A 21,631-nucleotide genomic window follows, 5' to 3' on the forward strand; every position below is an offset into this window, starting at 1 on the left:
ACACCTTCTCGCGGGTGCTCTCGATCTCGGTCGCTTCTGCCGCCTCAGCCGCTCAGCCGCCGGCGTCCGCGGTCGTGTGTGCCGGGGCCCGGTGGAGGAGCGAAGCCGAGCGCTCGCGCGGCACCGGGCGGACCGCGACCGCTGTCACCACCAGTCCGGCACCGGCGCGCCAGCGGCCGTCGAAGCCCGTCAGCCGTACGCCGTCGACCTCGGGGCCCGGGACGAGGAGGCCCGCGCGAAAGGTCCCGGCGCGCAGGTCCAGGGTGATGACGGCCTCTTCGAAGTCGAGCCAGCGCCCGGTCAGCGGGTACCACGCCTTGTAGACGCTCTCCTTGGCGCTGAACAGCAGCCGGTCCCAACGGACTGCCGGGCGGCGGGCGAGGAGGGCACGGACCCAGGCGCGTTCCTGGGGGAGGGAGATGAGCTTCCGTGGCGTACCGAGAAGGACCGATCCGGAGCCGGCACGCAGGCCGAATGCGGCGTCCGTTCTTCTCCGGGACCACGCCGAGTCGATCCTCCGCGCATTCGGGGCAGCGCTGCCGCTGGCGCTGGGACAGGCGGACGGCGCCGACCAGGAGCTGCGGTCCGCGTTCGTCGGCCGGGCGCGGCGCGCTCTCGAAGCGGCGGCCGATCCGTTCGCCGATTGCGCCGATACGGACGAGCCGCCGTCGCCGGTGAAGGGGGCTGCGCAGCAGGCGGAGGTGACGCCACATCTGGAAATGGCCGCGGCCACGCTGCTCATCGAGTGCGCGGCACGCCGGCTGCCGGCCGGCCCGCCCGGCGACGAGGGGCGGGCCCTGGGGCAGGCCATACGGGAGTCGGGCACCGGCGGCGGCCGGACGGCTCGCGGCGCGCAGAACGGCAAACGAGAGGCCCCCGGGACGGTCACCGTATAGGCTCACACCAGACTGCATTGGTATGAGTACAAGCGCATGGCTATACGGAGGGGTGACTCATGGTCGCTACGCCCAGGGGGTTCGCTGTCCATGTGGCGCCGGTCGGCGCGGGTGACGACGGCCGGGACGACTTCACCGTGCTGCTGTCCACAGAGCCTGCACAGGTCAGCGCGGTGTTCACCCGGTCCAGGTTCGCCGGTCCCTCCGTGCTCCTCTCCCGTGAGGCCGCAGCCGACGGCGCCGCACGAGGCGTGGTGGTCGTGGCGCGGAACGCGAACGTCGCCACGGGCGCGCAGGGTGCGGCCAACGCCCTGGAGGTACGGGACAGTGTTGCCAAGGCGCTCGGCCTGCCGCCCGATGAACTGCTCATCGCCGCCACCGGCGTGATCGGCCGTCATCTTCCGATGGAGAGCATCAGGGCCCATGTCGCCACGCTCGGGTGGCCGTTCCCGGAGGACCGGGGCTTCGAGGCGGCCGCGCGGTCCATCATGACCACCGACACCCACCCCAAGATCGCCACGGCCCGCGTAGGCGAGGCGACGATCACCGGTATCGCCAAGGGGGTGGGCATGCTGGAGCCGGACATGGCGACGCTGCTCACCTTTTTCGCCACCGATGCGCAGCTCGCGCCGGAGGTGCAGGACCGGCTGTTCCGCGAGGTCATGGACATCACGTTCAACGCGGTGAGCATCGACACCGACACCTCCACGTCGGACACCGCCGCGCTGTTCGCGAACGGGCTCGCGGGCGAGGTCGACCCGGACGCGTTCAGGGCCGCGCTGCACCGCGTGGCGCTCGATCTCGTGAAGATGATCGCCTCCGACGGCGAGGGCGCGAGCAAGCTCATCCAGGTCGAGTTGGCCGGGGCCCGGGACGCGGCGCAGGCGAAGCGGGTCGGCAAGTCGGTCGTCAACTCACCACTGGTGAAGACTGCCGTCCACGGCTGCGACCCCAACTGGGGCCGCGTGGCGATGGCGATCGGAAAGTGCCAGGACGAGACGGACATCGACAAGGACAAGGTCACCATCCGCTTCGGGGATGTCTCCGTCTACCCGCCCCGGGCCGACGAGGACGCGGTACTCGAAGCCCTGACGGAGTATCTGCGCGGCGACGAGGTCGTCATCGGGATCGATCTCGGCATCGCCGACGGCACGTTCACGGTGTACGGGTGCGACCTCACCGAGGGATATGTGCGGCTGAACTCCGAATACACCACCTGAGCCCGGCCGTTCGTTCGCTGCCTGCCCCGGCTGTTCCCCGGGTGACGCATGGGGACAGCCGCAGTGTCCTTGGGCCGGAAAACGCTTCGGCCACCGTCCGGGCGTGAACGGCGCTCAACGCCGGTACGGTGACGACCTTCGCCACGTGGCGTCGGGCGCCGAAGCAAGCAGTTCCAGCGCGTGCTCCCACCGGAAGGAAGCGGGAGCCGGCTCGGGCTCGGGCTCGGGCTCGGGCGCGGGCGCGGGCTCGGACTCCTGCCGGGGCGCATCCGCGTGGTCGTCCGAAGCGAAGAGCACGCCCATTCCGCGGAGCCGCTCCACGCTCGACCGGTACGCGGGGTGAGCCGCGAGGTCCGCGTTCACGCTCGGCAGCACGACCGTCGGCACGCCGGCCCCGTACGCCTCGCAGAGTGTGGCCACAGCAAGCGTGTCGGCAATTCCGGCGGCCCACTTGTTGATGGTGTTGAACGTGGCCGGAGCCACGGCCATGGCATCCGCGGGCGGGAAGGGGCGCGCCTCGCCGGGGCGGCGCCACGCCGACCGGACCGGATACCCGGTCTGGGCCGACACCGCGTCCGCGTCGATGAATCCGAGGCCCTGGGGTGTGGCGATCACCCCGACGTCCCACTGCCGCTCCTGCGCCGCGGTGATCAGCTTCCCCACATCGCCCGCGTTCCCGGCCGCGCACACGATGACGTACAGGAACGGCTTCCTGGGCTGGTCGCTCACGCGTTTCCTCCCGCTCGACGGCTGATTCAGGCGGCTGCTACGGCTGACTGCTTCGGGTGACCTCGGGTGACCCGGGGTGCGGGCAGAGCGTATGCCGAGTGGCGCGTGGGCAGGGAATGCCCAACGGGGAGTACCATCCCTGGCTTTGGGGTCCGGCGTGGATCGCGTGGGGTCGATCACTGGAGGAATTGCATGGCATCCCCTTCCGACTCCGGCCGGGGCGTGCTCGCGCGACTTGCCGAGCTGAGCAACGGAGTGGCCGAGGAGCAGGGCGGGGCGTTATGGCGCCTCGCGGAGAGCGCACGCCAGCTCGACGCCAATGTCGTACGGCTGCCACCGGACGCCCGCGTCGCCGAACACATCGAGCCCGATCTGGATGTGCTGCTTTACGTCACCGGAGGCGGCGGAGTCCTGCACGTCGACGGCGCGCAGCAGAGTATTGCCGCCGGTTCGGTGGTCTGGCTGCCGCGCGGTAGCCGCCGCGCCCTGCGCGCGGGACCGGAGGGGCTCGTCCAACTGAGCGTCCACCGGCGGCGCCCGGGCCTGACCATCCAGAGCGCCGGCGGTGAGCCCCCATGTCTCCTGGACCGGGTCTGCACGGACTGCGGGCGCCTCGCGACGGAATCGGATGCGCGCTACTGCGCCCGCTGCGGGAAGCCCCTCCCGCTCGGCGCCTGAACGCCGAAACGCCTGAACGTCGTGAACACCTGAACCAGCCTCGGGAGGGGGCGGGTTGTCCCGGGTGGGGGGATCGACCCCTGCCGGCGTGGGGACGACCGGGACAACCCGTCCCCGGCCCCGCCCGGCGGGTCGCGCCGGAGTCTGCGCCGAAGTTGCTACCGACGGGTGCCGACAACGTTGTCTCACGTGTGCCTTACGACCGTACTAGGTTCTCTGCCCCGATGTCCGCCCTCTTGTGCTGTCCGCTTGCGGTCGGTGTCGGCTTTCCGTCACACGAGCGAGGCCCAGACGAGCAGCACGAACGAGGACAGAACGAAGACAGTGCGGACAATGTGGAAGCGGTTCCACTTGGCCTCGAAGGCCGCTCGGACCTCGGAGTCGGGTGAACTTCCGGAAGAGGCAAGCACGTTGTTCAGCGGGATGTTTCCGGCAATCGTGATGAGATGGTTCAGTACGGCGCACACCAGCCCGGCCAGGATCAGCCACATCTGGGTGTCCGAGCGGCCCTCGACCGGCACGGCAAGCGCCGCCGCCGGGAACGCGATGATGGCCAGAAAGACCACCAGGAACACGGCGCGCGGCACCTCTTCGTTGATGCGCCGCATGGCCGGCACGAACTGGTCGTCGGACAGCCTGGCCAGCGCCGGCATGATCGCGGTCTGGAAGATCAGCATGAAGCCCGCGTACAGCCCGGTGGAAATGACGGCAAGGGCGAGCAGCAAGGTGGCCATACGGCACATCATGACGCGCCGAACGCCCGTGCGCAGCACAGCTACCACGCCGATTCCCGCCACCGACCGCGACCGTGAGGGCGGGGGTCGGGGTCGGCGTCCCGGCCCGCCACGCCTGCCGGGCTCGAGCGAGGCCCGGGGGGAGCAGCGTGCTCGACCGGACCCGGCCGAGCGACCGCCCCACCGGCCGGCCAGGCCCCCCGTCCGAGCGGGAGCCGGACGAGCGCGGAATCGAGCTCCGGACCGGGCGGGCAGGCGCGGGACCGGGCTCCGGACGAGGCCGGGCTCCGGGACCGGGCTCCGGCCGGGGTCGGGCAGGGCCCGGCCGGACCTCGGTCAGTGCCTCACTCGAGCAGCGCGTCCGCCTGTCCTATCGATTTGGCCAACTGGCCTACGGACGCGTCCTCCGTGCGCCGGGCAAGGGTGCCGGCGCGTTCGGCGAGCTCCTCCAGCCTGGGGGCACCGGGCGTCTCGGCACCGCGCAGAGCCTGGGCGAAGTACGCGGCCACGGCGCTGACCTGCAGCCGGGGCGCCGTCTCCGCGGACCAGAGGTCACGGTTGAGCGCGCCCGCCTCCACCGTGCCGGACGCCTCGTGCGGGGTCCGGTTCGCCGGGTCGAGCCAGCGCACGGTCGCCGTGGCGATGTGCCCGCCCGCCCCTTCGCGGAGCCGTACCGCATAGAGCGCGGTCACCGTGTGGCCGGGGCCGACCTCGCCGCCGTCCACCCGGTCGTTGCGGAAGTCCTCGTCGGCGACGGCCCTGTTCTCGTATCCGATCAGTCGGAACTCCTTCACTGTCTGGGGATCGAACGCGACCTGCGCCTTCGCGTCGCGGGCGCGCAGCTCGATATGGGCAGGGAGCTGGTCGACGAACACCTTCCTGGCCTGCGCGGACGTCGACACATACGTCGTGTGGCCGTCGCCCCGGTTCGTGAGCCGCTCCATCAGCTTGTCGCCGTAGTCGCTGCCGACGCCGACACCGAAGAGGGCGATGCCGTACTCCCGACGGGATTCGGCGATCCGTTCCAGGATCGCGTCGGCCTCGGTCTCACCGGTGTTGGCCAGCGCATCGGACAGGAGCACCACCCGGTTGTTGGCGCCCTGCCGGTGGCCCTCGACGGCGACGTCGTAGCCGGTGCGAACGCCCGCCTCCACATTGGTGGAGTCGGTCGGCTCCAGCGAGTCGATGATGCCGTGGATACGATCCCGGTTGCCGTCGAGCCGGGTCATCGGCAGCCGTGTCTCGGCCTCGTCGCTGAAGGTGACAAGGGCGATCGAGTCGTCGTCGCGCAGCTGATCGGTGAGGATGCCGAGCGACTCGCGGACGAGGTCGAGCCGACCGGCCTCGGCCATCGACCCCGAGATGTCGACGACGAACGTCAGCGCGGCCGGTGGCCGTTCACCGCTCCTCGTGGTTGCGCGGGTGGCGAGTCCCACACGCACCAGCGACCAATCCTCCTCTCCCCGGCCGCCCGCGCGGGCGCCGTCCACGGTCACGGTGAAGCCGTCGCCCTCGGGCCTCGGATAGTCCTGACGGAAGCTGTTGATGAACTCCTCGGGCCGTACGGAGTCCGGCTCCGGCAGCCGCCCTTCGCCGAGGACACGCCGCGCGTATCCGTACGAGGCGGTGTCCACGTCGAGCGCGAAGGTGGACAGATAGTCGGCCGGTGGTGCCGACTCCCTCTGGGCCTCACCCTTCTGCTCACCTTCCCGCCCGCTCCCGTTGTCCCCCTCCGCCGGACGGCCGCCGCCGTCGGGTGGCATCGGGGCCTGCAGGCCGTCCTCGGCCCGGTGCGCGCCACCGCCGTCCGCCGTGCGGTCGCCCTGCCCGCCCGACCCGCAGCCGGTCAGCAGCATCGCGCCGGCCAGCAGCGCGACGAACGCTCCCCTGGATGTCCTTGCCCGGTACGTCCTTGCACAGAGATTCATCTGCCGCCCCCTGGATCGTCAGCACTTGTGAATGTGACGTCTGGGACCGCCCGAAGGAGCATGCGAAGGAGTTGCGGATGAATCTCAATGCGGCAACGGCGGCGGCCTGTGCCGGGGTTGAGCGGGCGTTGCCGTGCCGCCGCACGGCAACATCCGCCGGTCGGACGGCACGGGAGACACCGGGACCTGGGATCAGCCCTCTTCCCAGCTCACGCTCCCGACGCCGGTCCCTCCGTCGCAGGTGGCGGAGGATCGGCCGGACCAGCCCGGCTGCAGCGTCACCCAGTGGCCGTATGCGTCGGGCCACCAGCCGCAGACCACGACGACACGGAAGGCGACGACCTGACTGCTGGGATTGGAGCAGTCGGCCCAGCCCGTCCATCCGTCCGTGCCGGTGCTGCAGGAGAGCAGGGCGGTGGGTCCGCGGGTGTCATCCGGCGGATCGTCCGCCTGGGCCGTGCCTGCGCTCGGGGACAGGACGGCCAGGGGGAGCGCCGCCGCGACGGCCACAAGCGCGCGCGTTGCCCGAACGGGCCGTCTGTTCATGCGTCCGGTCGTGCGTCGGACCATGGTGACCTTCCCTTCTCCTTGCGGATCGCTTCTCGCGCCGCTTCTCCAGACTGGCGGGCATCCCGGCGCCGACTGAAGGGGCTGGCGGGGACTCGCCATCCCCTGAACTGGGGGTTGTCACGATGAGCGTCCACATGCGTACATGGAGTGACGTACGGCTCCGAGATCGGGGGGTGGTCAGCCGTGCCCAATGTCATCGCCATGCCCAGACCGAGCTCCGTCATGTGCAGGCAGGCCCTGCCCGAAGAGCCCCGGCCGGGCCGGCCGGTCAGAGGACTGGCGCAGGTGAGCGCCACGCTGACCGGGCTGGTCCATGCGGCCCGGCACGAGTTGCTGACGTTCGACGACCCGGCGGGCTCGCCGAGGGTGCCCGAGCCGTTCCGGGCCCTCGCAGGGGCCTGTGTGCGAGCGGCCGAGGACCGGCCGGCGACGGTCCGCCGCATCGTGCCGCGGCGGGCGCTGCCGCATCTGCCGCCGCCCGGGCGGCTCGTCGGCCGGGCGCGGGTGGCCGACTCGATCCCGTTCAAGCTGGTCGTCGCGGACCGTACGGTCGCTGCCGTGCCGCTCGATCTCGAACTGCACAGCAACGGGCTGCTGTTGATCCGCGATCCTGTCGTCGTCCGGGCCCTGGTCCGCACCCACCAGTCGTGGTGGGACGGCGGGGACGAGGTTGCGGCCGCTGTGTCGGGGTCCGCACCCGCGCATCTGCGTCCGGTTCTCGACGCGATGCTGGAGGGGCTGACGGACGAGACGGCCGCGACGCGTCTCGGCATGTCGGCCCGGACGTACAGCCGCCGCGTGGGAGAGCTGCTCGCCGCCCTGGGTACGGCGAGCCGCTTCCGCGCGGGGGTGGAGGCGGCTCGCCGTGGCTGGATCTGACGGACGGCCCGGGCATGTCCGGGCGAGGGACGTCAGGACACGATGTCCTTGCGGGCGAAGCCGCGGAAGGCGAGGGCGAAGAGGATCAGGGCGTATGTCACGGATACCGCCGTGCCCTTCAGCATCCCGCCCCATTCCAGCTGCGGCTGCAGCGCGTCCGCCCAGGCGAACTGCCAGTGCGCCGGGAGGAAGTCGCGCCAGGAGCCGAGCGCCGTCACCGCGTCCAGGACGTTCCCGATGATCGTCAGACCGACCGCGCCGCCGACCGCGCCCAGCGGTGCGTCCGTCTTGGTCGACAGCCAGAACGCCAGACCGGCGGTGACCAGTTGGGACACAAAGATGAATGCGACGACGAGCGCGAGCCGCGGCAGGGTGTCCGAGGTCGCGAGGGACCCTCCGGTGGGCAGCTCCAGCGGCCCCCAGCCATAGGCCGCCGTGCCCGCCGCAAGTGCGACGAGCGGCAGCAGCAGCATCGCCGCGGCGCTGAAGCCCAGCGCCACGATCAGCTTCGACCACAGCAGTCGCGACCGCGGCACCGGTGCCGCGAGCAGATAGCGGAGGGAGGACCAGCTTGCCTCGGATGCGACGGTGTCCCCGCAGAACAGTGCGACGGGCACCACCAGCAGGAACCCCGCCGATACGAAGAGGCAGGTGGCGGCGAAGTTCGCGCCGGAAGCGGTCGCCGTGTCCATCAGCGTGATCCGGTCGCCACCGCCCCCGCCGCGCTCGCCCGGTGTGCCGCCGATCGCGAAGGCCACGATCAGGACGAACGGCAGGGCAGCCAGGATGGCGCCCATCACCAGCGTCCGCCGGCGCTTCAGCTGACGTACGGCCTCGACACGCAGCGGCAGGGTGTGCCGCGGCCGGTAGCCGGGGGCGGTCGCCTCGCCCGCCCTGGTGTGCACGGTGCTCATGCGGATGCTCCTCCGATCAGGGTGAGGAATGCGTCCTCCAGGCGTCGGTGCGGGCCGACACCGGTCACCGGCACGTCCAGCCGTACGAGTTCGGCGATGAGCGTGGAGGCGCTGGCGCCGTCCAGGCCGACCAGCAGCCCGTCCCCGTCGTCCGTGCGGACGGCGGAGCCGATCCCGGGCAGGGCCGCGATCTTCTCCACCAGCGGCTCGGCCACCTCGGCCGCGGTCGTCACCAGCAGGGTGTCGCCCGCGCCGGTGATCTCCGCGACGGGGCCTGCCTGCACGAGCCGGCCACGGTCCATGACCACCAGGTCGGTGCAGGACTGCTCCACCTCCGCAAGGAGGTGGCTGGAGACGATGACGGTCCGGCCCCCGGCCGCGTACCGGATCATCACGTCCCGCATCTCGCGGATCTGTGGCGGGTCGAGCCCGTTGGTCGGTTCGTCGAGGATCAGCAGATCCGGCAGTCCGAGCATGGCCTGCGCGATGGCGAGCCGCTGGCGCATGCCCTGCGAGTAGGTGCGTACGGCACGGGCGAGGGCGTCGCCGAGGCCGGCGATCTCCAGGGCCTCGCCGATGTGGGAGTCCTCGGCCGGACGGCCGGTGGCCCGCCAGTACAGTTCGAGGTTCTCCCGCCCGGACAGATGCGGCAGGAAGCCCGCGCCCTCGACGAAGGCGCCGACCCGGGAGAGGACGGGCGCGCCGGGCTTGACGGCGTGTCCGAAGACGCGGATCTCGCCGTCGTCGGGGGTGATCAGGCCCATCAGCATGCGCAGCGTGGTGGTCTTGCCCGCGCCGTTCGGACCGAGGAGTCCGAGGACCTGGCCCTTCTCGACGCGGAAGGACACGTCGCGCACGGCGTAGCGGTCGGCGGAGTTGGCGTACCGCTTGGACAGTCCGGTGATCTGCAGGGGGACGTCGGCGAGTTCGGGGTCCGGTGCCGGCGCGGTGGTGCGGCGGCGGGCGGTGAGCAGCAGCGCCGCGGCGACGACGGCGCCCGCGGCGGGCAGTCCCCATACCCACCAGGGCAGGGCGGGCGCCTGGGTGGTGACGGCGGGTGCGGTGGGCACCGTGAGCTGCCCTGCCAGGGAGACGGTGTAGGTGGCCGGGGCAGCCGGGGAGGCGTAGCCCAGATCGGTGGCGGCGAGGACGAGGCGGAGCCGGTGGCCTGCCTCGATCTCATGGTCCACGGCGGGCAGGGTCAGGGCGACCGGCTTGCCTGCCTTGGCGCCCTCGACCCGGACGGGGGCCACGAGTTGGGCCGGCAGCACCTGCCGGCGGCCGTCGGGCCCGACGTCGTACAGCTTGCCGAAGAGGACCGCCTCCCCGCTGTCGGACGTCACCTCGACCCGGACGGTGGGCGAGCCGGTGATCCGCAGGGGCCGGTCGACGGGCCGGGAGTCGAATCGGGCGTACTGCCCGGGAAAGTCGAGGGAGAGGCCGACGCCGAGGGAGGAGAGCTGAGAGAGCCCGCCGCCGACGCCGGGGACGGCGGAGATACCGGGCGGGCTGGCGCCTGCCGGGTTGCGGAAGGATTGTGTCCGGCCGGTCAGTTCGACCGTACGGCCGCCTGCGCCCAGGCCCGGGTAGTCGGCCGCGGTGGCGCCGCGCAGGGTCGCCTGTCCGTCGGTGGAGTCGACGCCGCCGGTCCTGCTGACGCGGAAGGCGGGGCCGGTGTCGGCGGCCTTGTCCCCGTTCAGATACCGGTCGAACCACGCGGAGACCCGCCCCTGGATCCGGTCGGCCTCGAGGTCACCGCCGTCGTGCCCTCCCGCGATCCAGTCGACGGCCACGGGCGCACCGTTGCCCTTGATCGCCTTGGCCATCGCATCGGCGTGCGAGAGCGGGAAGAGCGAGTCGGACTGCCCCTGCACGATGAGCGCGGGCACCTTGATCCGGTCGCCGGCAGCGGACGGACTGCGCGCCTCCAGCAGGGCGCGGGCCGCCGCATCGGGCTTGCCTGAGGTGGCGACCCGCTCGTACATGGCGCAGAGGACGGGCTGGAAGCGCCCGCACGCGGGGACGGCGGCGGACGTGCCCTCGGCCTGACCGCTGCCGGCCTCGGCTGCGCGCTTCCCGGTCCCGCCCGTTCCGGCCTGGGTGTTCCGGTCCGCCGGGCCGTTCGGGTCCGCCGGGCCGTTCGGGTCCGCCGGGCCGTTCGGGTCCGCCGGGGCTTCGGGGGCGTCCGGGGTGAGTCCGGCCGTGCCCGCCGAGCCGGTCGTGAAGAAGATTCCCGCCCAGAGTTTCTTGAAGACACCGTCCGGGAAGAGCGCGTCCGCGAGGTTCCAGTACGTGATCTCCGGGGCGATCGCGTCGACCCGGCGGTCGTACCCCGCGGCGAGCAGGGAGATCGCCCCGCCGTACGACGCCCCCGTCACCCCCACGCGCGGGTCGCCGGCGGCGTCCAGCCGTACCTCCGGCCGCTCAGCCAGCCAGTCGATCAGCCGGGAGACGTCCTTGACCTCGTGGTCCGGGTCGTTGAGGCCGATCCGGCCGGTGGATGCGCCGAAACCGCGCGCGGACCAGGTCAGCACGGCATACCCGTCACGGGCCAGCGCCTCCGCCTGTTCCCGTACGGACTCCTTGCTGCCGCCGAAGCCGTGCCCGAGCAGCACGGCGGGCCGGCGCTCGCCACCGCCATCGCCACCGCCACCGGAGGTGAAGTACGAGGTGTCGATCCTCGCCCCCGGCATGGTCAGCACCTGGTCCTCGCGGTGCACGGTCGGCACGTCGTCCGAAGCGGCGGCCGTCCAGGTACCGGCACCGGCGAGCACGGCGAACGCGGCGACGCCCGCGAACCATCGCCCACGGCGCCGGCGGACGACGGCCCACCCGGGAAGTCGGATCTTCATGCTTGAAACCCTAAGCGCGCCCCCGCCTCCTCGCGGCTGCCGCCGGGCGGAACTCCCCGACCTCCTCGGGTAGTACCGAGTACCGTCGCCGTACACCAGACGCGGTACACAGCGCACGGCGGTACACAGCGCATACCGGTGCACAGCACGCGGCGGCGGACAGCGCGCAGCGGCAGACAGAGGAGCCCACGGAGGAGCCCGCATGGAGATCCGCCGCGCGACGACCGTCGCCGAGCTCATCGCCGCCGAGCATCTGTACGACGGCCCCGCGCGCCCGGAGTGGGCGGAGCGCTTCCTCGCCGCCCCCGGCCATCTGATGCTGATCGCTTATGTCGACGGCGCCCCTGCCGGAATGGTCTCCGGCATCGAGATGCTCCACCCCGACAAGGGCACGGAAATGTGTCTGTACGAGCTGTCGGTGGCCGAAAACCATCGGCGGCGCGGTATCGGCCGAGCGCTGACCGAGGCCCTCGCGACGGTCGCCCGGGAGCGCGGCTGCTACGACATGTGGGTCGGCGTCGACACGGACAACGACCCGGCGCTGGCGACGTACGGCTCGGCCGGCGCCGCGAACGAGGGCGAATTCGCCATGCTGACCTGGGACTTCACGACAGGTGACGATTCGGGCGATTCGCGCTGACGCACCGCTGACGGACCGGCTGACGCAGGAGCACCGCCCTGCGCGATGACGATGTCGGTGATGTCCGCCAAATTGCGCATGCCACCAGGGCATTGGCTTGAACCCATCAGTAACAACCCCTTGTGCACTCGATCACCGCACGAGACGCTGTCCGGCACATCCGCAGCCCCCAAGCGGATTTTTGTCGTGTTCCGATCAGAGAGAGAGGTCAGGTGCACGAGATGAGATTCACTGCCCGCCGCTCCATACGTCTGGGCGCGCTGCTCCCCGCAGTCGCCCTCGCGGCCGGTCTCCAGTTCGCCGTCACCCCCACCGCGCAGAGCGCGTCGCTCGGCGATCTCCGTCTCGCCCCCACTGCAACCGCCGTACAGAACAGCTGGATCGTCGCCCTGAAGGACGGCAGCACCAGCGTCTCCGACATCGCCGCCGACCAGGGTGTGACTCCCCAGCACACCTTCCGCTCGGTCCTCAAGGGCTTCTCCGCCTCCATGTCCAAGGCGGAGGCCGCTCGTCTCGCCGCCGACCCGCGCGTGGCGTACGTCGAGCAGAACGCCGTCGTCCGCCTCAACGACACCCAGGCGAACGCGACCTGGGGCCTCGACCGCATCGACCAGCGCAACCTGCCGCTGTCGACGACGTACACGTACAACACGACGGCGTCGAACGTGAACGCGCACATCATCGACACCGGCATCCGCACCTCGCACAGCGAGTTCGGCGGCCGTGCGAGCGTGGGCACGGACACCGTCGGCGACGGCCAGAACGGCCAGGACTGCCAGGGTCACGGCACCCATGTCGCGGGCACGGTCGGCGGCAGGACGTACGGCGTCGCCAAGAGCGTGAAGCTCGTCGCCGTGCGCGTGCTCGGCTGCGACGGCTCCGGTACGACGGCCGGGGTCATCGCCGGTGTCGACTGGGTGACCGCCAACGCCGTCAAGCCGGCCGTCGCCAACATGAGCCTGGGCGGCGGGGCCAGCGCCGCGCTGGACGACGCGGTGAAGAAGTCCATCGCGTCGGGCGTCAGCTACTCGATCGCGGCGGGCAACGGCATCCTCATCGGCATCCCCGTGAACGCCTGCAACTACTCACCGGCCCGCGTCCCCGAGGCGATCACGGTCGGCGCGACGGACAACACGGACCGGCGGGCGTCGTTCTCCAACTACGGCAGCTGCCTGGACCTGTTCGCGCCCGGCGTGGACATCACGTCGGCGTGGAAGGACAGCGACACCGCGACGAACACCATCTCGGGTACGTCGATGGCCACCCCGCACACGGCCGGAGTCGCCGCGCTCTACCTCGCGACCCACCCCTCGGCCACGCCGGCCCAGGTCCGCGACGCCCTGGTGAACAACGCGACGAGCGGCAAGGTCGTGGACCCGCGCACGGGCTCCCCGAACAAGCTGCTGCACTCGCTGTTCTGATCCCGGGCACTGTTCCGGTCCGGGCACTGTTCCGGTCCGGGCGCTGTTCCGATCCCGGGCGCGGCTGCTACGCCGTGAGATGCTCGAGGAGCTCCTCCCCACCCGGGTAGGCCCGCTCCTCGGGCATCAGGGCATCAGGGCATCAGCCGGACGACCACGCGGCCCGTACGGGGTGAGGGTTCCGTACGGGCCGCGCGGCGTTCTGTGGCTGTGGTCGGCGTCAGTGGTTGCGCGGGAAGCCCAGGTCCACGCCCGCCGGGGCCTCGGACGGGTCGGGCCAGCGGGTGGTGACGACCTTGCCGCGGGTGTAGAACTGCACGCCGTCGTTGCCGTAGATGTGGAGGTCGCCGAAGAGCGAGTCCTTCCAGCCGCCGAAGCTGTGGTAGCCCACCGGCACCGGGATCGGGACGTTCACCCCGACCATGCCCGCCTGGACCTCCAGCTGGAAGCGGCGGGCGGCGCCGCCGTCGCGGGTGAAGATGGCGGTGCCGTTGCCGAACGGCGAGGAGTTGATGAGCTCGAGGCCCTCCTCGTACGTCTCGGCGCGCAGCACGCACAGCACGGGGCCGAAGATCTCGTCCCGGTACGCGTCGGAGTCCGTGGAGACCTTGTCGAGGAGCGACAGGCCGATCCAGTGGCCGTCCTCGAAGCCGTCCACCGTGTAGCCCGTGCCGTCGAGGACGACTTCGGCGCCCTGGTCCGCCGCGCCGTGGACGTAGGAGGCGACCTTGTCGCGGTGGACCTTGGTGATGAGCGGACCCATCTCGGAGGTCGGGTCGTTGCCCGGACCGATCTTGATCTTCTCGGCGCGCTCACGGATCTTGTCCACGAGCTGGTCACCGATCGCGCCGACCGCGACGACCGCCGAGATCGCCATGCAGCGCTCGCCCGCGGAGCCGTACGCGGCGGAGACGGCGGCGTCGGCGGCCGCGTCCAGGTCCGCGTCCGGGAGGACCAGCATGTGGTTCTTGGCACCGCCGAGCGCCTGGACGCGCTTTCCGTTGGCAGAGGCGGTGGTGTGGATGTACCGGGCGATCGGCGTCGAGCCGACGAAGGAGATCGCCGAGACGTCCGGGTGCTCCAGGAGGCGGTCGACGGCGACCTTGTCACCCTGGACCACATTGAAGACGCCGTCCGGCAGGCCCGCCTCGGCCAGCAGCTCGGCGATCTTCAGCGACGGGGACGGGTCCTTCTCGCTCGGCTTGAGGACGAAGGTGTTTCCGCAGGCGATGGCCAGCGGGAACATCCACATCGGCACCATCGCCGGGAAGTTGAACGGCGTGATGCCCGCCACGACGCCGACCGCCTGGCGGATCGCCGCCACGTCCACCCGGTTCGACACCTGGGTGGACAGCTCCCCCTTGAGCTGCGTGGTGATCCCGCAGGCCAGGTCCACGATCTCCAGACCGCGGGCCACCTCGCCCAGCGCGTCCGAGTGGACCTTGCCGTGCTCGGCGGTGATCAGCTCGGCGATCGCGTCGCGGTTGGCGTCGAGAAGCGCGCGGAAGCGGAAGAGGATCGTGGTCCGCTGGGCCAGGGAGGACGTGCCCCAGGTCTCGAACGCGGCCTTCGCGGCGGCGACGGCCGCGTCGACCTCCTCGACCGAAGCGAGCGCGACCCGCGTGGTCACGGCCCCGGTCGCCGGGTCGGTGACCGGGCCCCAGTTGCCGGACGCGCCCTCGACGGTCCTGCCACCGATCCAGTGGTTGACGGTCTTCGTCATGACGAAAAGCTCCTTCAGGTCCTTCAGAGATGGCGGCGTCGGGCTGCGACCTGCCGGTCGTACTCCTCCCGGGCCTTGACCGCCGACGGGCGGGTCGCGGTCTCGGCCACAGGAACATCCCACCACGCCTGCGCGGGGGGCGCGCCCGACACAGTGTCTGCCGTTTCGGTCTCGGCGTAGACACATGTGGGGCGGTCGGACGCGCGGGCCTGCGCCAGGGCTTCGCGCAGGTCACGGACGGTCTTGGCGCGCAGCACCCGCATCCCGAGGGAGGCCGCGTTGGCCGCGAGGTCGACGGGGAGCGGTGGCCCCGTGTATGTCCTGTCGGCCTCCCGGTGGCGGTAGTCGGTGCCGAAGCGTTCGGAGCCGACCGACTCGGAGAGGCCGCCGATCGACGCGTACCCGTGGTTCTGGAGGATGACCACCTTGATGGGAATGTTCTCCTGCACCGCGGTGACGATTTCGGTGGGATTCATCAGATACGTACCGTCGCCGACGAGCGCCCACACGGGCCGCCCCGGCGCGGCCATCGCCACGCCGATCGCCGCGGGGATCTCGTATCCCATGCAGGAGTAGCCGTACTCGACGTGGTACTGGTCGCGGGAGCGTGCGCGCCACAGCTTGTGGAGGTCTCCGGGGAGCGAGCCGGCCGCGTTGATCACGATGTCGTCCTCGGTGACCAGACTGTCGAGCACGCCGAGGACCTGCGGCTGGGTGGGGCGTACGTCCTCGTCGCGCGCCTCGTAGGCGGCGTCGACGCGGTGCTCCCAGCGCTCCTTGTCGTCCGTGTACTCCGTCTCGTAGCTGTGCTCGACGTGGTGGCCGTGCAGGGCCGCGGTGAGGGCTTCGAGTCCGGCGCGGGCATCCGCGACGAGCGGGAGCGCGGCGAGCTTGTGGGCGTCGAAGCCGGTGATGTTGAGGTTGAGGAAGCGGACGTCGGGGTGGGTGAAGAGGGTGGCGGACGCGGTGGTGAAGTCGGAGTAGCGGGTGCCGATTCCGATGACGAGATCGGCGGCGCGGGCCAGCTCGTCGGCGGCCGCGGTGCCGGTGTGGCCGATGCCTCCGACGTCGGCCGGGTGGTCGTGGCGCAGGGAGCCCTTGCCCGCCTGGGTCGAGGCGACGGGGATGCCGGTCGCGTCGGCGAAGGTCTTGAGGGCGGACTCCGCGGCGCTGTGGTGCACGCCGCCGCCCGCGATGATCAGGGGCCTGCGGGCGGACCGTACCGCCTCCACCGCCGCTGCCAGCTCCGCCGGGTCGGGCTGCGGACGGCGTACGTGCCAGACGCGCTCGGCGAAGAACTCCTCGGGCCAGTCGTACGCCTCCGCCTGCACGTCCTGCGGCAGCGCGAGCGTGACCGCGCCGGTCTCGGCGGGGTCGGTGAGGACCCGCATGGCCGCGAGGGCGGCCGGGATCAGGGCCTCGGGACGGGTGATCCGGTCGAAGTACTTGGAGACGGGGCGCAGGCAGTCGTTGACGGAGACGTCCCCCGCGTACGGGACCTCGAGCTGTTGGAGGACGGGGTCGGCGGGGCGGCTCGCGAAGACGTCGCCGGGGAGGAGGAGGACGGGGAGCCGGTTGATGGTGGCGAGCGCGGCGCCGGTGACGAGATTGGTGGCGCCGGGGCCGATGGAGGTGGTGACTGCGTGGGTGGCGAGTCGGCAGGACTGGCGGGCGTGGCCGACGGCAGCGTGGACCATGGCCTGTTCGTTGCGGCCCTGGTAGTACGGCATGTCGGGGCCGCTCTCCAGCAGCGCCTGGCCGATCCCCGCGACGTTCCCGTGGCCGAAGATGCCCCAGGTGGCGCCGATCAGCCGCCGCTGCCGGCCGTCGCGCTCGGTGTACTGGCGGGCGAGAAAGGCGATCAGCGCCTGGGCGGTGGTGAGACGGCGCGTGCCGGGGCGGGATGTGCCGGGATTGGGCGCGCCGGGGTTGGGCGTGCGGGGGTTGGGCGCGCCGGGGTTGGGCGTGCGGGGGTTGGGCGCGCCGGGGTTGGGCGTGCGGGAATGGGGGTCGGCAGGCCCCGTGCTCGCTCCCGTGCTCATCGGTAGCCCTCCGTGTGGTCGGGGTGGAAGCAGATCCGCCATTCCCGCTCCGGGCCCGGGCCCGCCATGACGTTCAGGTAGTACATGTCGTGGCCGGGCGCGGCGATGGACGGTCCGTGCCAGCCGTCGGGGACGAGGACGGCGTCGCCGCTGCGGACCTCGGCGAGCAGGTCGGTGCCGCCGGGTCGCGACGGCGACACCCGCTGGTAGCCGAAGCCGTGCTCACCGTCGATCTCGAAGTAGTAGATCTCTTCCAGTCTGGTCTCTTCGCCGGGCCGGTGCTCGTCGTGTTTGTGGGGCGGATACGACGACCAGTTGCCGCCCGGAGTGAGCACCTCTACGGCGATGAGACGGTCGCAGTCGAAGGAGTCGGCGGCGGCGAAGTTGTTCACCCGGCGGGCGCAGGTCCCCGTGCCGCGCTGCTCGACCGGAACCTCCGGCGCGGGGCCGTAGCGAGCGGGGAGTCGTCGCTCGCACTTCGCTCCTGCCAGGGCGAAGCGGCCTCCCGCGCCGGAGGCGATCTGTGCATGGGCGTCGCGCGGTACGTACGCGAAGTCGGTGACTCCCGCGAACACACTTTCCCTGCCCAGCAGTTCCATGGTCTCGCCCTCGATCTGCACCGTACAGCCGCCGCTGAGCGGGAGCACGATCCACTCGCTGTCCCCCGCACCCAGAAGGTGCGAACCGCCCGGGCCCAGTTCCAGGATCCGCAGCGCGGAGTAGCCCCATCCGGCCGTCTTGGGGTCGATGTCGAGCGCGTACGGCCCGTCGGCCGCGGTCCCTGCGCGTACATGCCTCTCGTGTGTGGTGTCGCGTGCCGTTTCGGGTGCGGTGCTGCGTGCGGTGCCGCGTGCGGTGTCGTCCATGAGTTCTCCGTACCCCCTAGAGCAGTCCTACGGCCGTGTCGACCGCTGCCGCGACGTCGCCGTCGACCGGATAGAGCAGTGAGCGCCCCACCACCAGGCCCTGGACGGTGGGCAGTTGCAGTGCTCCGCGCCATTTCTCGTACGCCGCCGCCTGCCCGTCGGCGGAGTCGCCCACGTCGCCGCCGAGCAGCACCGCGGGCAGCGTCGAGGTCTCCATCACCCGTGCCATGTCGTCCGGGTTCTCGGTGACGGGGATCTTCAGCCAGGTGTACGCCGAGGTGCCGGCGAGGCCGGAGGCGATGGCAATGGAACGGGTGACCGCATCCGCGGACAGATCGTTGCGCAGGATCCCGTCGACGCGGCGGCAGATGAACGGCTCGACGAATACCGGCAGCCGGTGCGCGGCCATCTCGTCGATGGCGCGGGCGGTGGAGTGGAGGGTGGCGAGGGAGCCCGGGTCGTCGTAGTCGATGCGGAGGAGCAGCTTCCCCGCATCGAAGCCGAGCCGGACGAGATCCTCCGCCCGGTACCCGGTGAACCTGTCGTCCAGTTCGAAAGCGGCGCCCGCGAGTCCGCCCCTGTTCATGGAACCCATGACGACCTTGTCGTCGAGGGCTCCTAGCAGGAGGAGGTCCTCCAGGATGTCGGCGGTGGCGAGGACCCCGTCGACGCCGGGGCGCTCCAGGGCGGTGCACAACCGCTCCAGGAGCCCGGGGCGGTTGGCCATGGCAAGCCGCTGCTCGCCGACGGCGAGGGCACCGCGGGCGGGATGGTCGGCCGCAATGATCATCAGCCGTCCGCTGCTCCCGACGAGCGGGCGCCTGCGCCGCCGGGCGGCCGCCTCGGCGACCGCCTCGGGGTGGTGGGCCCTGATGCGGACCAGGTCGGCGACGTCGACGCGGGTCACGACGCCGTCCCGGGTACGGGACCGGGTCCGCTGCCGGGCGGGCTGCCGTGCGCCGAGCGGGGCTCGGGACCGGGTCCGCTGCCGGGCGCCGAGCCGGGCTCGGGACCGGGCGCGATCTCTTCGAGAAGGGCGTCGACCTCGGTGGGGTAGGGCATGGCGGAGGAGCAGGCAAGGCGGGAGGCGACGATCGCGCCCGCGGCGTTGGCGAACCGCATCACCCGCTCCAGCTCCCACCCGGCCAGCAGCCCGTGCACCATCGCCCCGCCGAACGCATCCCCCGCACCGAGCCCGTTGACCACCTCGACCTCCACCGGAGGGACTTCGGCGGTGGTGCCGTCCCGGTGCACGGCAAGGACGCCCTTGGGCCCCTGCTTGACCACGGCCAGTTCGACCCCGGCGGCCAGCAGTGCGCGGGCGGCCGCGTACGGCTCGCGCTCGCCGGTCGCGATCTCGCACTCGTCCGTGTTGCCGACGGCGACGGTGGCGTGGGCGAGGGCCCGCGCGTAGTACGGGCGTGCCTCGTCCGGCGCCGCCCGGGCCGCGCCCTCCCAGAACATCGGCCGCCAGTCCAGGTCGAAGACTGTCGTCCCGGACTTCGCCCGGTGTGCAAGCGCCGCGAGTGTCGCGCTCCTGCTCGGCTCCGCACACAGTCCGGTGCCGGTCATCCAGAAGACCCGTGCCGCGTCGATCGCCGCCAAGTCCAGCTCGTCCGCGCGCAGTTCCAGGTCCGGTGCCTTGGGCTGCCGATAGAAGTACAGCGGGAAGTCGTCGGGCGGAAAGATCTCGCAGAACGTCACTGGTGTCGGCAGCCCCGGCACGGCCGTCACCCAGCGGTCGTCGACCTCGAACTCCCCCAGCGCCTCATGGAGATACTCCCCGAAGGCGTCCTGTCCTGTGCGTGTGACCACCGCGGCGCGGCGGCCGAGCCGTGCCGCCGCGACCGCCACATTCGTGGCGGAGCCACCGAGGAACTTCCCGAAGGTCTCGACCCGCGCCAGCGGAACCCCGGTCTGCAGCGGGTAGAGGTCCACTCCGATCCGGCCCATCGTGATCACGTCGTACCGCTGGGACGGCTCGAGCGGCTGGGACGGCTCGGACGACCGCGCCGACCGCGACGGTTGAGACGCTGGCTGCGACGGCTGCGACGCTTGAGACGGCGGCTGCGACATACGTGTCCCTTCGGTTCCACGCCCGGCTGTTCCCTGGTCTAGCCCGCCCTCATGAACGCTGTCAACATTTTGTCCTTACATTCGGACGAAAGCTTGACACCTTTCTCGAGAGGCCGGAAAGCTGGCCGCCATGACCTCCTCCGCACCCTCGCTCAACCGCATCCGGATCGGGTCGGCCCCTGACTCCTGGGGCGTGTGGTTCCCCGACGACCCGCAGCAGGTTCCCTGGCAGCGTTTCCTCGACGAGGTCGCGCAGGCGGGGTACGAGTGGATCGAACTCGGCCCGTACGGCTACCTCCCCACCGACCCGGCCCTGCTCACGGAGGAGACCGCGGCGCGCGGGCTGAAGGTCTCGGCCGGAACCGTCTTCACCGGGCTGCACCACGGACCGGCCGTCTGGGAGAAGACCTGGGCCCATGTCGCCGACATCGCGGCGCTAACCCGGGCGATGGGCGCGGACCATCTCGTCGTCATCCCGTCCTTCTGGCGCGACGACAAGACGGGTGAGGTGCTGGAGGACCGCACACTGACCGCCGAGCAATGGCGCGATCTCACCACCCAGACCGAGCGCCTCGGCCAGGAGGTCGGCGACCGCTTCGGGTTGCGGATCGTCGTCCACCCGCACGCGGACACCCATATCGACAGCGAAGAGAACGTCAGCCGCTTCCTCGACGCGACCGACCCCGAACTGGTCTCGCTCTGCTTGGACACCGGGCACTACGCCTACTGCGGCGGCGACAGCGTCAAGCTCATCGAGACCTACGGCGAGCGGATCGGCTATCTCCACCTCAAGCAGGTGGATCCCGAGATCCTCGCCGAAGTGGTCGCGGACGAGGTGCCGTTCGGGCCGGCTGTGGCGCGGGGTGTGATGTGCGAGCCGCCGCAGGGCGTTCCCGCGCTGGAGCCGGTGCTGGCCGCGGCGCGACGGCTTGACGCCGAACGGTTCGCCATCGTCGAGCAGGACATGTACCCGTGCCCCCCGGACAAGCCCTTCCCGATCGCCGAGCGCACCCGTCGCTTCCTCCGCTCCTGCGGGGCATGACGGTCATACCGGCGACGTCACGGCAGTTTGCCGTAGCGTCACGCATGTCTCCGTTACGCGGGCTTTCCGTCACAGGGCGTCTACAGCCCCTCCCTCCCCGTCACGCCCTGTCGTTGCACCGGGCACAGGCTCAGTGATCGCCAGCGTCCGCGCCTCAGCTCCCCCGACGGCTCCCCCGGCCGTCGCTGCGGCGCACGCAGGGAGGTGCCACAGATGACGGACAGAAGGCTCTGGTCCTACAAGGACATCGCCGCGCACATCCGGGTGCAGCCGGACACGGTTCGCTCGTACCGCAAGCACGGCCTCCTTCCGCCGCCCGACCATGTGGAGGCCGGAAAGCCTTACTGGTACGCGGAGACCATCCGCCGCTGGGTGGCCAACCGCCCCGGCAACAGGGGCCGCAGGGACTGAGTCGCGCCGT

At 71.4% G+C, this 21,631-nt stretch carries 20 protein-coding genes; 8 read left to right on the plus strand and 12 right to left on the minus strand.

The features are described from left to right. Positions 1–52 precede the first annotated feature (52 nt). Positions 53–733 (minus strand): 4'-phosphopantetheinyl transferase family protein, encoded by a 681-nt coding sequence (locus tag ACWCXB_RS06915; protein WP_450719785.1) that lies wholly within the window; start codon positions 731–733, stop codon positions 53–55. Between ACWCXB_RS06915 and ACWCXB_RS06920 the strand changes: the two genes are divergently transcribed. Together ACWCXB_RS06920 and argJ are read left to right on the plus strand one after the other, a co-directional pair. Beyond that, on the plus strand, positions 720–896 hold the full coding sequence (locus ACWCXB_RS06920) for a hypothetical protein (RefSeq protein WP_450719786.1): 177 nt from the start codon (positions 720–722) through the stop codon (positions 894–896). The two genes, ACWCXB_RS06915 and ACWCXB_RS06920, sit on opposite strands and share 14 nt — an antisense overlap. A 59-nt stretch (positions 897–955) precedes the next feature. Next, complete coding sequence (gene argJ / locus ACWCXB_RS06925) at positions 956–2,116, plus strand: bifunctional glutamate N-acetyltransferase/amino-acid acetyltransferase ArgJ (RefSeq protein WP_450719788.1); 1,161 nt, start codon at positions 956–958, stop codon at positions 2,114–2,116. Between the two features lie 114 nt (positions 2,117–2,230). On the opposite strand, the gene ACWCXB_RS06930 is transcribed toward argJ, so the two are convergent. Continuing rightward, a complete protein-coding gene (locus ACWCXB_RS06930; protein ID WP_450719790.1) occupies positions 2,231–2,845 on the minus strand; it encodes a flavoprotein in 615 nt (204 codons plus the stop codon). Positions 2,846–3,037: 192 nt separating this feature from the next. Here ACWCXB_RS06930 and ACWCXB_RS06935 point away from each other — a divergent pair, with 192 nt between their 5' ends. Continuing rightward, the gene (locus ACWCXB_RS06935; RefSeq protein ID WP_450719792.1) at positions 3,038–3,523 is read left to right on the plus strand and encodes a cupin domain-containing protein; all 486 of its coding nucleotides are present in this window, start codon (positions 3,038–3,040) and stop codon (positions 3,521–3,523) included. 272 nt (positions 3,524–3,795) lie between these two features. Here ACWCXB_RS06935 and ACWCXB_RS06940 read toward each other — a convergent pair whose 3' ends face one another. The 3 genes from ACWCXB_RS06940 to ACWCXB_RS06950 all read right to left on the minus strand — a co-directional run bounded on the left by ACWCXB_RS06940 (position 3,796) and on the right by ACWCXB_RS06950 (position 6,731). Continuing rightward, entirely contained in the window at positions 3,796–4,257 is a 462-nt protein-coding gene (locus ACWCXB_RS06940; protein ID WP_450719794.1) for an anthrone oxygenase family protein, read from the minus strand. Between the two features lie 344 nt (positions 4,258–4,601). Then, positions 4,602–6,185, minus strand: a complete 1,584-nt coding sequence (locus tag ACWCXB_RS06945) for a YfbK domain-containing protein (protein ID WP_450719796.1) — start codon at positions 6,183–6,185, stop codon at positions 4,602–4,604. A 192-nt stretch (positions 6,186–6,377) separates the two neighbouring features. Further along, positions 6,378–6,731: a hypothetical protein gene (locus ACWCXB_RS06950; RefSeq protein ID WP_450719798.1), complete on the minus strand. Its 354-nt coding sequence runs from the start codon at positions 6,729–6,731 to the stop codon at positions 6,378–6,380. 225 nt (positions 6,732–6,956) lie between these two features. On the opposite strand from ACWCXB_RS06950, the gene ACWCXB_RS06955 reads away from it, so the two are divergent. Then, positions 6,957–7,634 carry a DNA-binding response regulator gene (locus tag ACWCXB_RS06955; protein WP_450719800.1) on the plus strand — a complete coding sequence of 226 codons (678 nt, stop codon included), beginning with the start codon at positions 6,957–6,959 and terminating at the stop codon, positions 7,632–7,634. 32 nt (positions 7,635–7,666) lie between these two features. Here ACWCXB_RS06955 and ACWCXB_RS06960 read toward each other — a convergent pair whose 3' ends face one another. Together ACWCXB_RS06960 and ACWCXB_RS06965 are read right to left on the minus strand one after the other, a co-directional pair. Then, entirely contained in the window at positions 7,667–8,548 is an 882-nt protein-coding gene (locus ACWCXB_RS06960; RefSeq protein ID WP_450719802.1) for an ABC transporter permease, read from the minus strand. Continuing rightward, on the minus strand, positions 8,545–11,400 hold the full coding sequence (locus tag ACWCXB_RS06965) for an alpha/beta fold hydrolase (RefSeq protein ID WP_450719804.1): 2,856 nt from the start codon (positions 11,398–11,400) through the stop codon (positions 8,545–8,547). The genes ACWCXB_RS06960 and ACWCXB_RS06965 overlap by 4 nt, the downstream gene beginning before the upstream one ends. Positions 11,401–11,602: 202 nt before the next feature. On the opposite strand from ACWCXB_RS06965, the gene ACWCXB_RS06970 reads away from it, so the two are divergent. Together ACWCXB_RS06970 and ACWCXB_RS06975 are read left to right on the plus strand one after the other, a co-directional pair. After that, positions 11,603–12,040 (plus strand): N-acetyltransferase family protein, encoded by a 438-nt coding sequence (locus ACWCXB_RS06970; RefSeq protein WP_450719806.1) that lies wholly within the window; start codon positions 11,603–11,605, stop codon positions 12,038–12,040. A gap of 221 nt (positions 12,041–12,261) precedes the next feature. Further along, positions 12,262–13,461 carry a S8 family peptidase gene (locus ACWCXB_RS06975; protein WP_450719808.1) on the plus strand — a complete coding sequence of 400 codons (1,200 nt, stop codon included), beginning with the start codon at positions 12,262–12,264 and terminating at the stop codon, positions 13,459–13,461. Between the two features lie 220 nt (positions 13,462–13,681). Here ACWCXB_RS06975 and mmsA read toward each other — a convergent pair whose 3' ends face one another. Genes mmsA through iolC form a run of 5 tightly spaced genes read right to left on the minus strand, consistent with a single transcriptional unit; the run spans position 13,682 to position 20,045 of the window. Continuing rightward, positions 13,682–15,184 carry a CoA-acylating methylmalonate-semialdehyde dehydrogenase gene (gene mmsA / locus ACWCXB_RS06980; RefSeq protein WP_450719810.1) on the minus strand — a complete coding sequence of 501 codons (1,503 nt, stop codon included), beginning with the start codon at positions 15,182–15,184 and terminating at the stop codon, positions 13,682–13,684. Between the two features lie 23 nt (positions 15,185–15,207). Continuing rightward, the gene (iolD, locus tag ACWCXB_RS06985) at positions 15,208–17,226 is read right to left on the minus strand and encodes a 3D-(3,5/4)-trihydroxycyclohexane-1,2-dione acylhydrolase (decyclizing) (RefSeq protein ID WP_450719812.1); all 2,019 of its coding nucleotides are present in this window, start codon (positions 17,224–17,226) and stop codon (positions 15,208–15,210) included. Next, complete coding sequence (gene iolB / locus ACWCXB_RS06990) at positions 17,223–18,092, minus strand: 5-deoxy-glucuronate isomerase (protein ID WP_450719814.1); 870 nt, start codon at positions 18,090–18,092, stop codon at positions 17,223–17,225. Before iolB ends, iolD begins: the two co-directional genes overlap by 4 nt. Before the next feature lie 16 nt (positions 18,093–18,108). Further along, the gene (locus tag ACWCXB_RS06995) at positions 18,109–18,999 is read right to left on the minus strand and encodes a Cgl0159 family (beta/alpha)8-fold protein (RefSeq protein ID WP_450719816.1); all 891 of its coding nucleotides are present in this window, start codon (positions 18,997–18,999) and stop codon (positions 18,109–18,111) included. Continuing rightward, a complete protein-coding gene (gene iolC, locus ACWCXB_RS07000; RefSeq protein WP_450720094.1) occupies positions 18,996–20,045 on the minus strand; it encodes a 5-dehydro-2-deoxygluconokinase in 1,050 nt (349 codons plus the stop codon). Before iolC ends, ACWCXB_RS06995 begins: the two co-directional genes overlap by 4 nt. Positions 20,046–20,298: 253 nt before the next feature. Between iolC and ACWCXB_RS07005 the strand changes: the two genes are divergently transcribed. Both ACWCXB_RS07005 and ACWCXB_RS07010 read left to right on the plus strand, forming a co-directional pair. Then, the gene (locus ACWCXB_RS07005; protein ID WP_450719818.1) at positions 20,299–21,210 is read left to right on the plus strand and encodes a sugar phosphate isomerase/epimerase family protein; all 912 of its coding nucleotides are present in this window, start codon (positions 20,299–20,301) and stop codon (positions 21,208–21,210) included. A gap of 213 nt (positions 21,211–21,423) precedes the next feature. After that, positions 21,424–21,621: a helix-turn-helix transcriptional regulator gene (locus ACWCXB_RS07010; protein WP_450719820.1), complete on the plus strand. Its 198-nt coding sequence runs from the start codon at positions 21,424–21,426 to the stop codon at positions 21,619–21,621. Positions 21,622–21,631: the final 10 nt, after the last annotated feature.

The sequence above is a fragment of the Streptomyces sp. NPDC001514 genome (assembly GCF_053597075.1).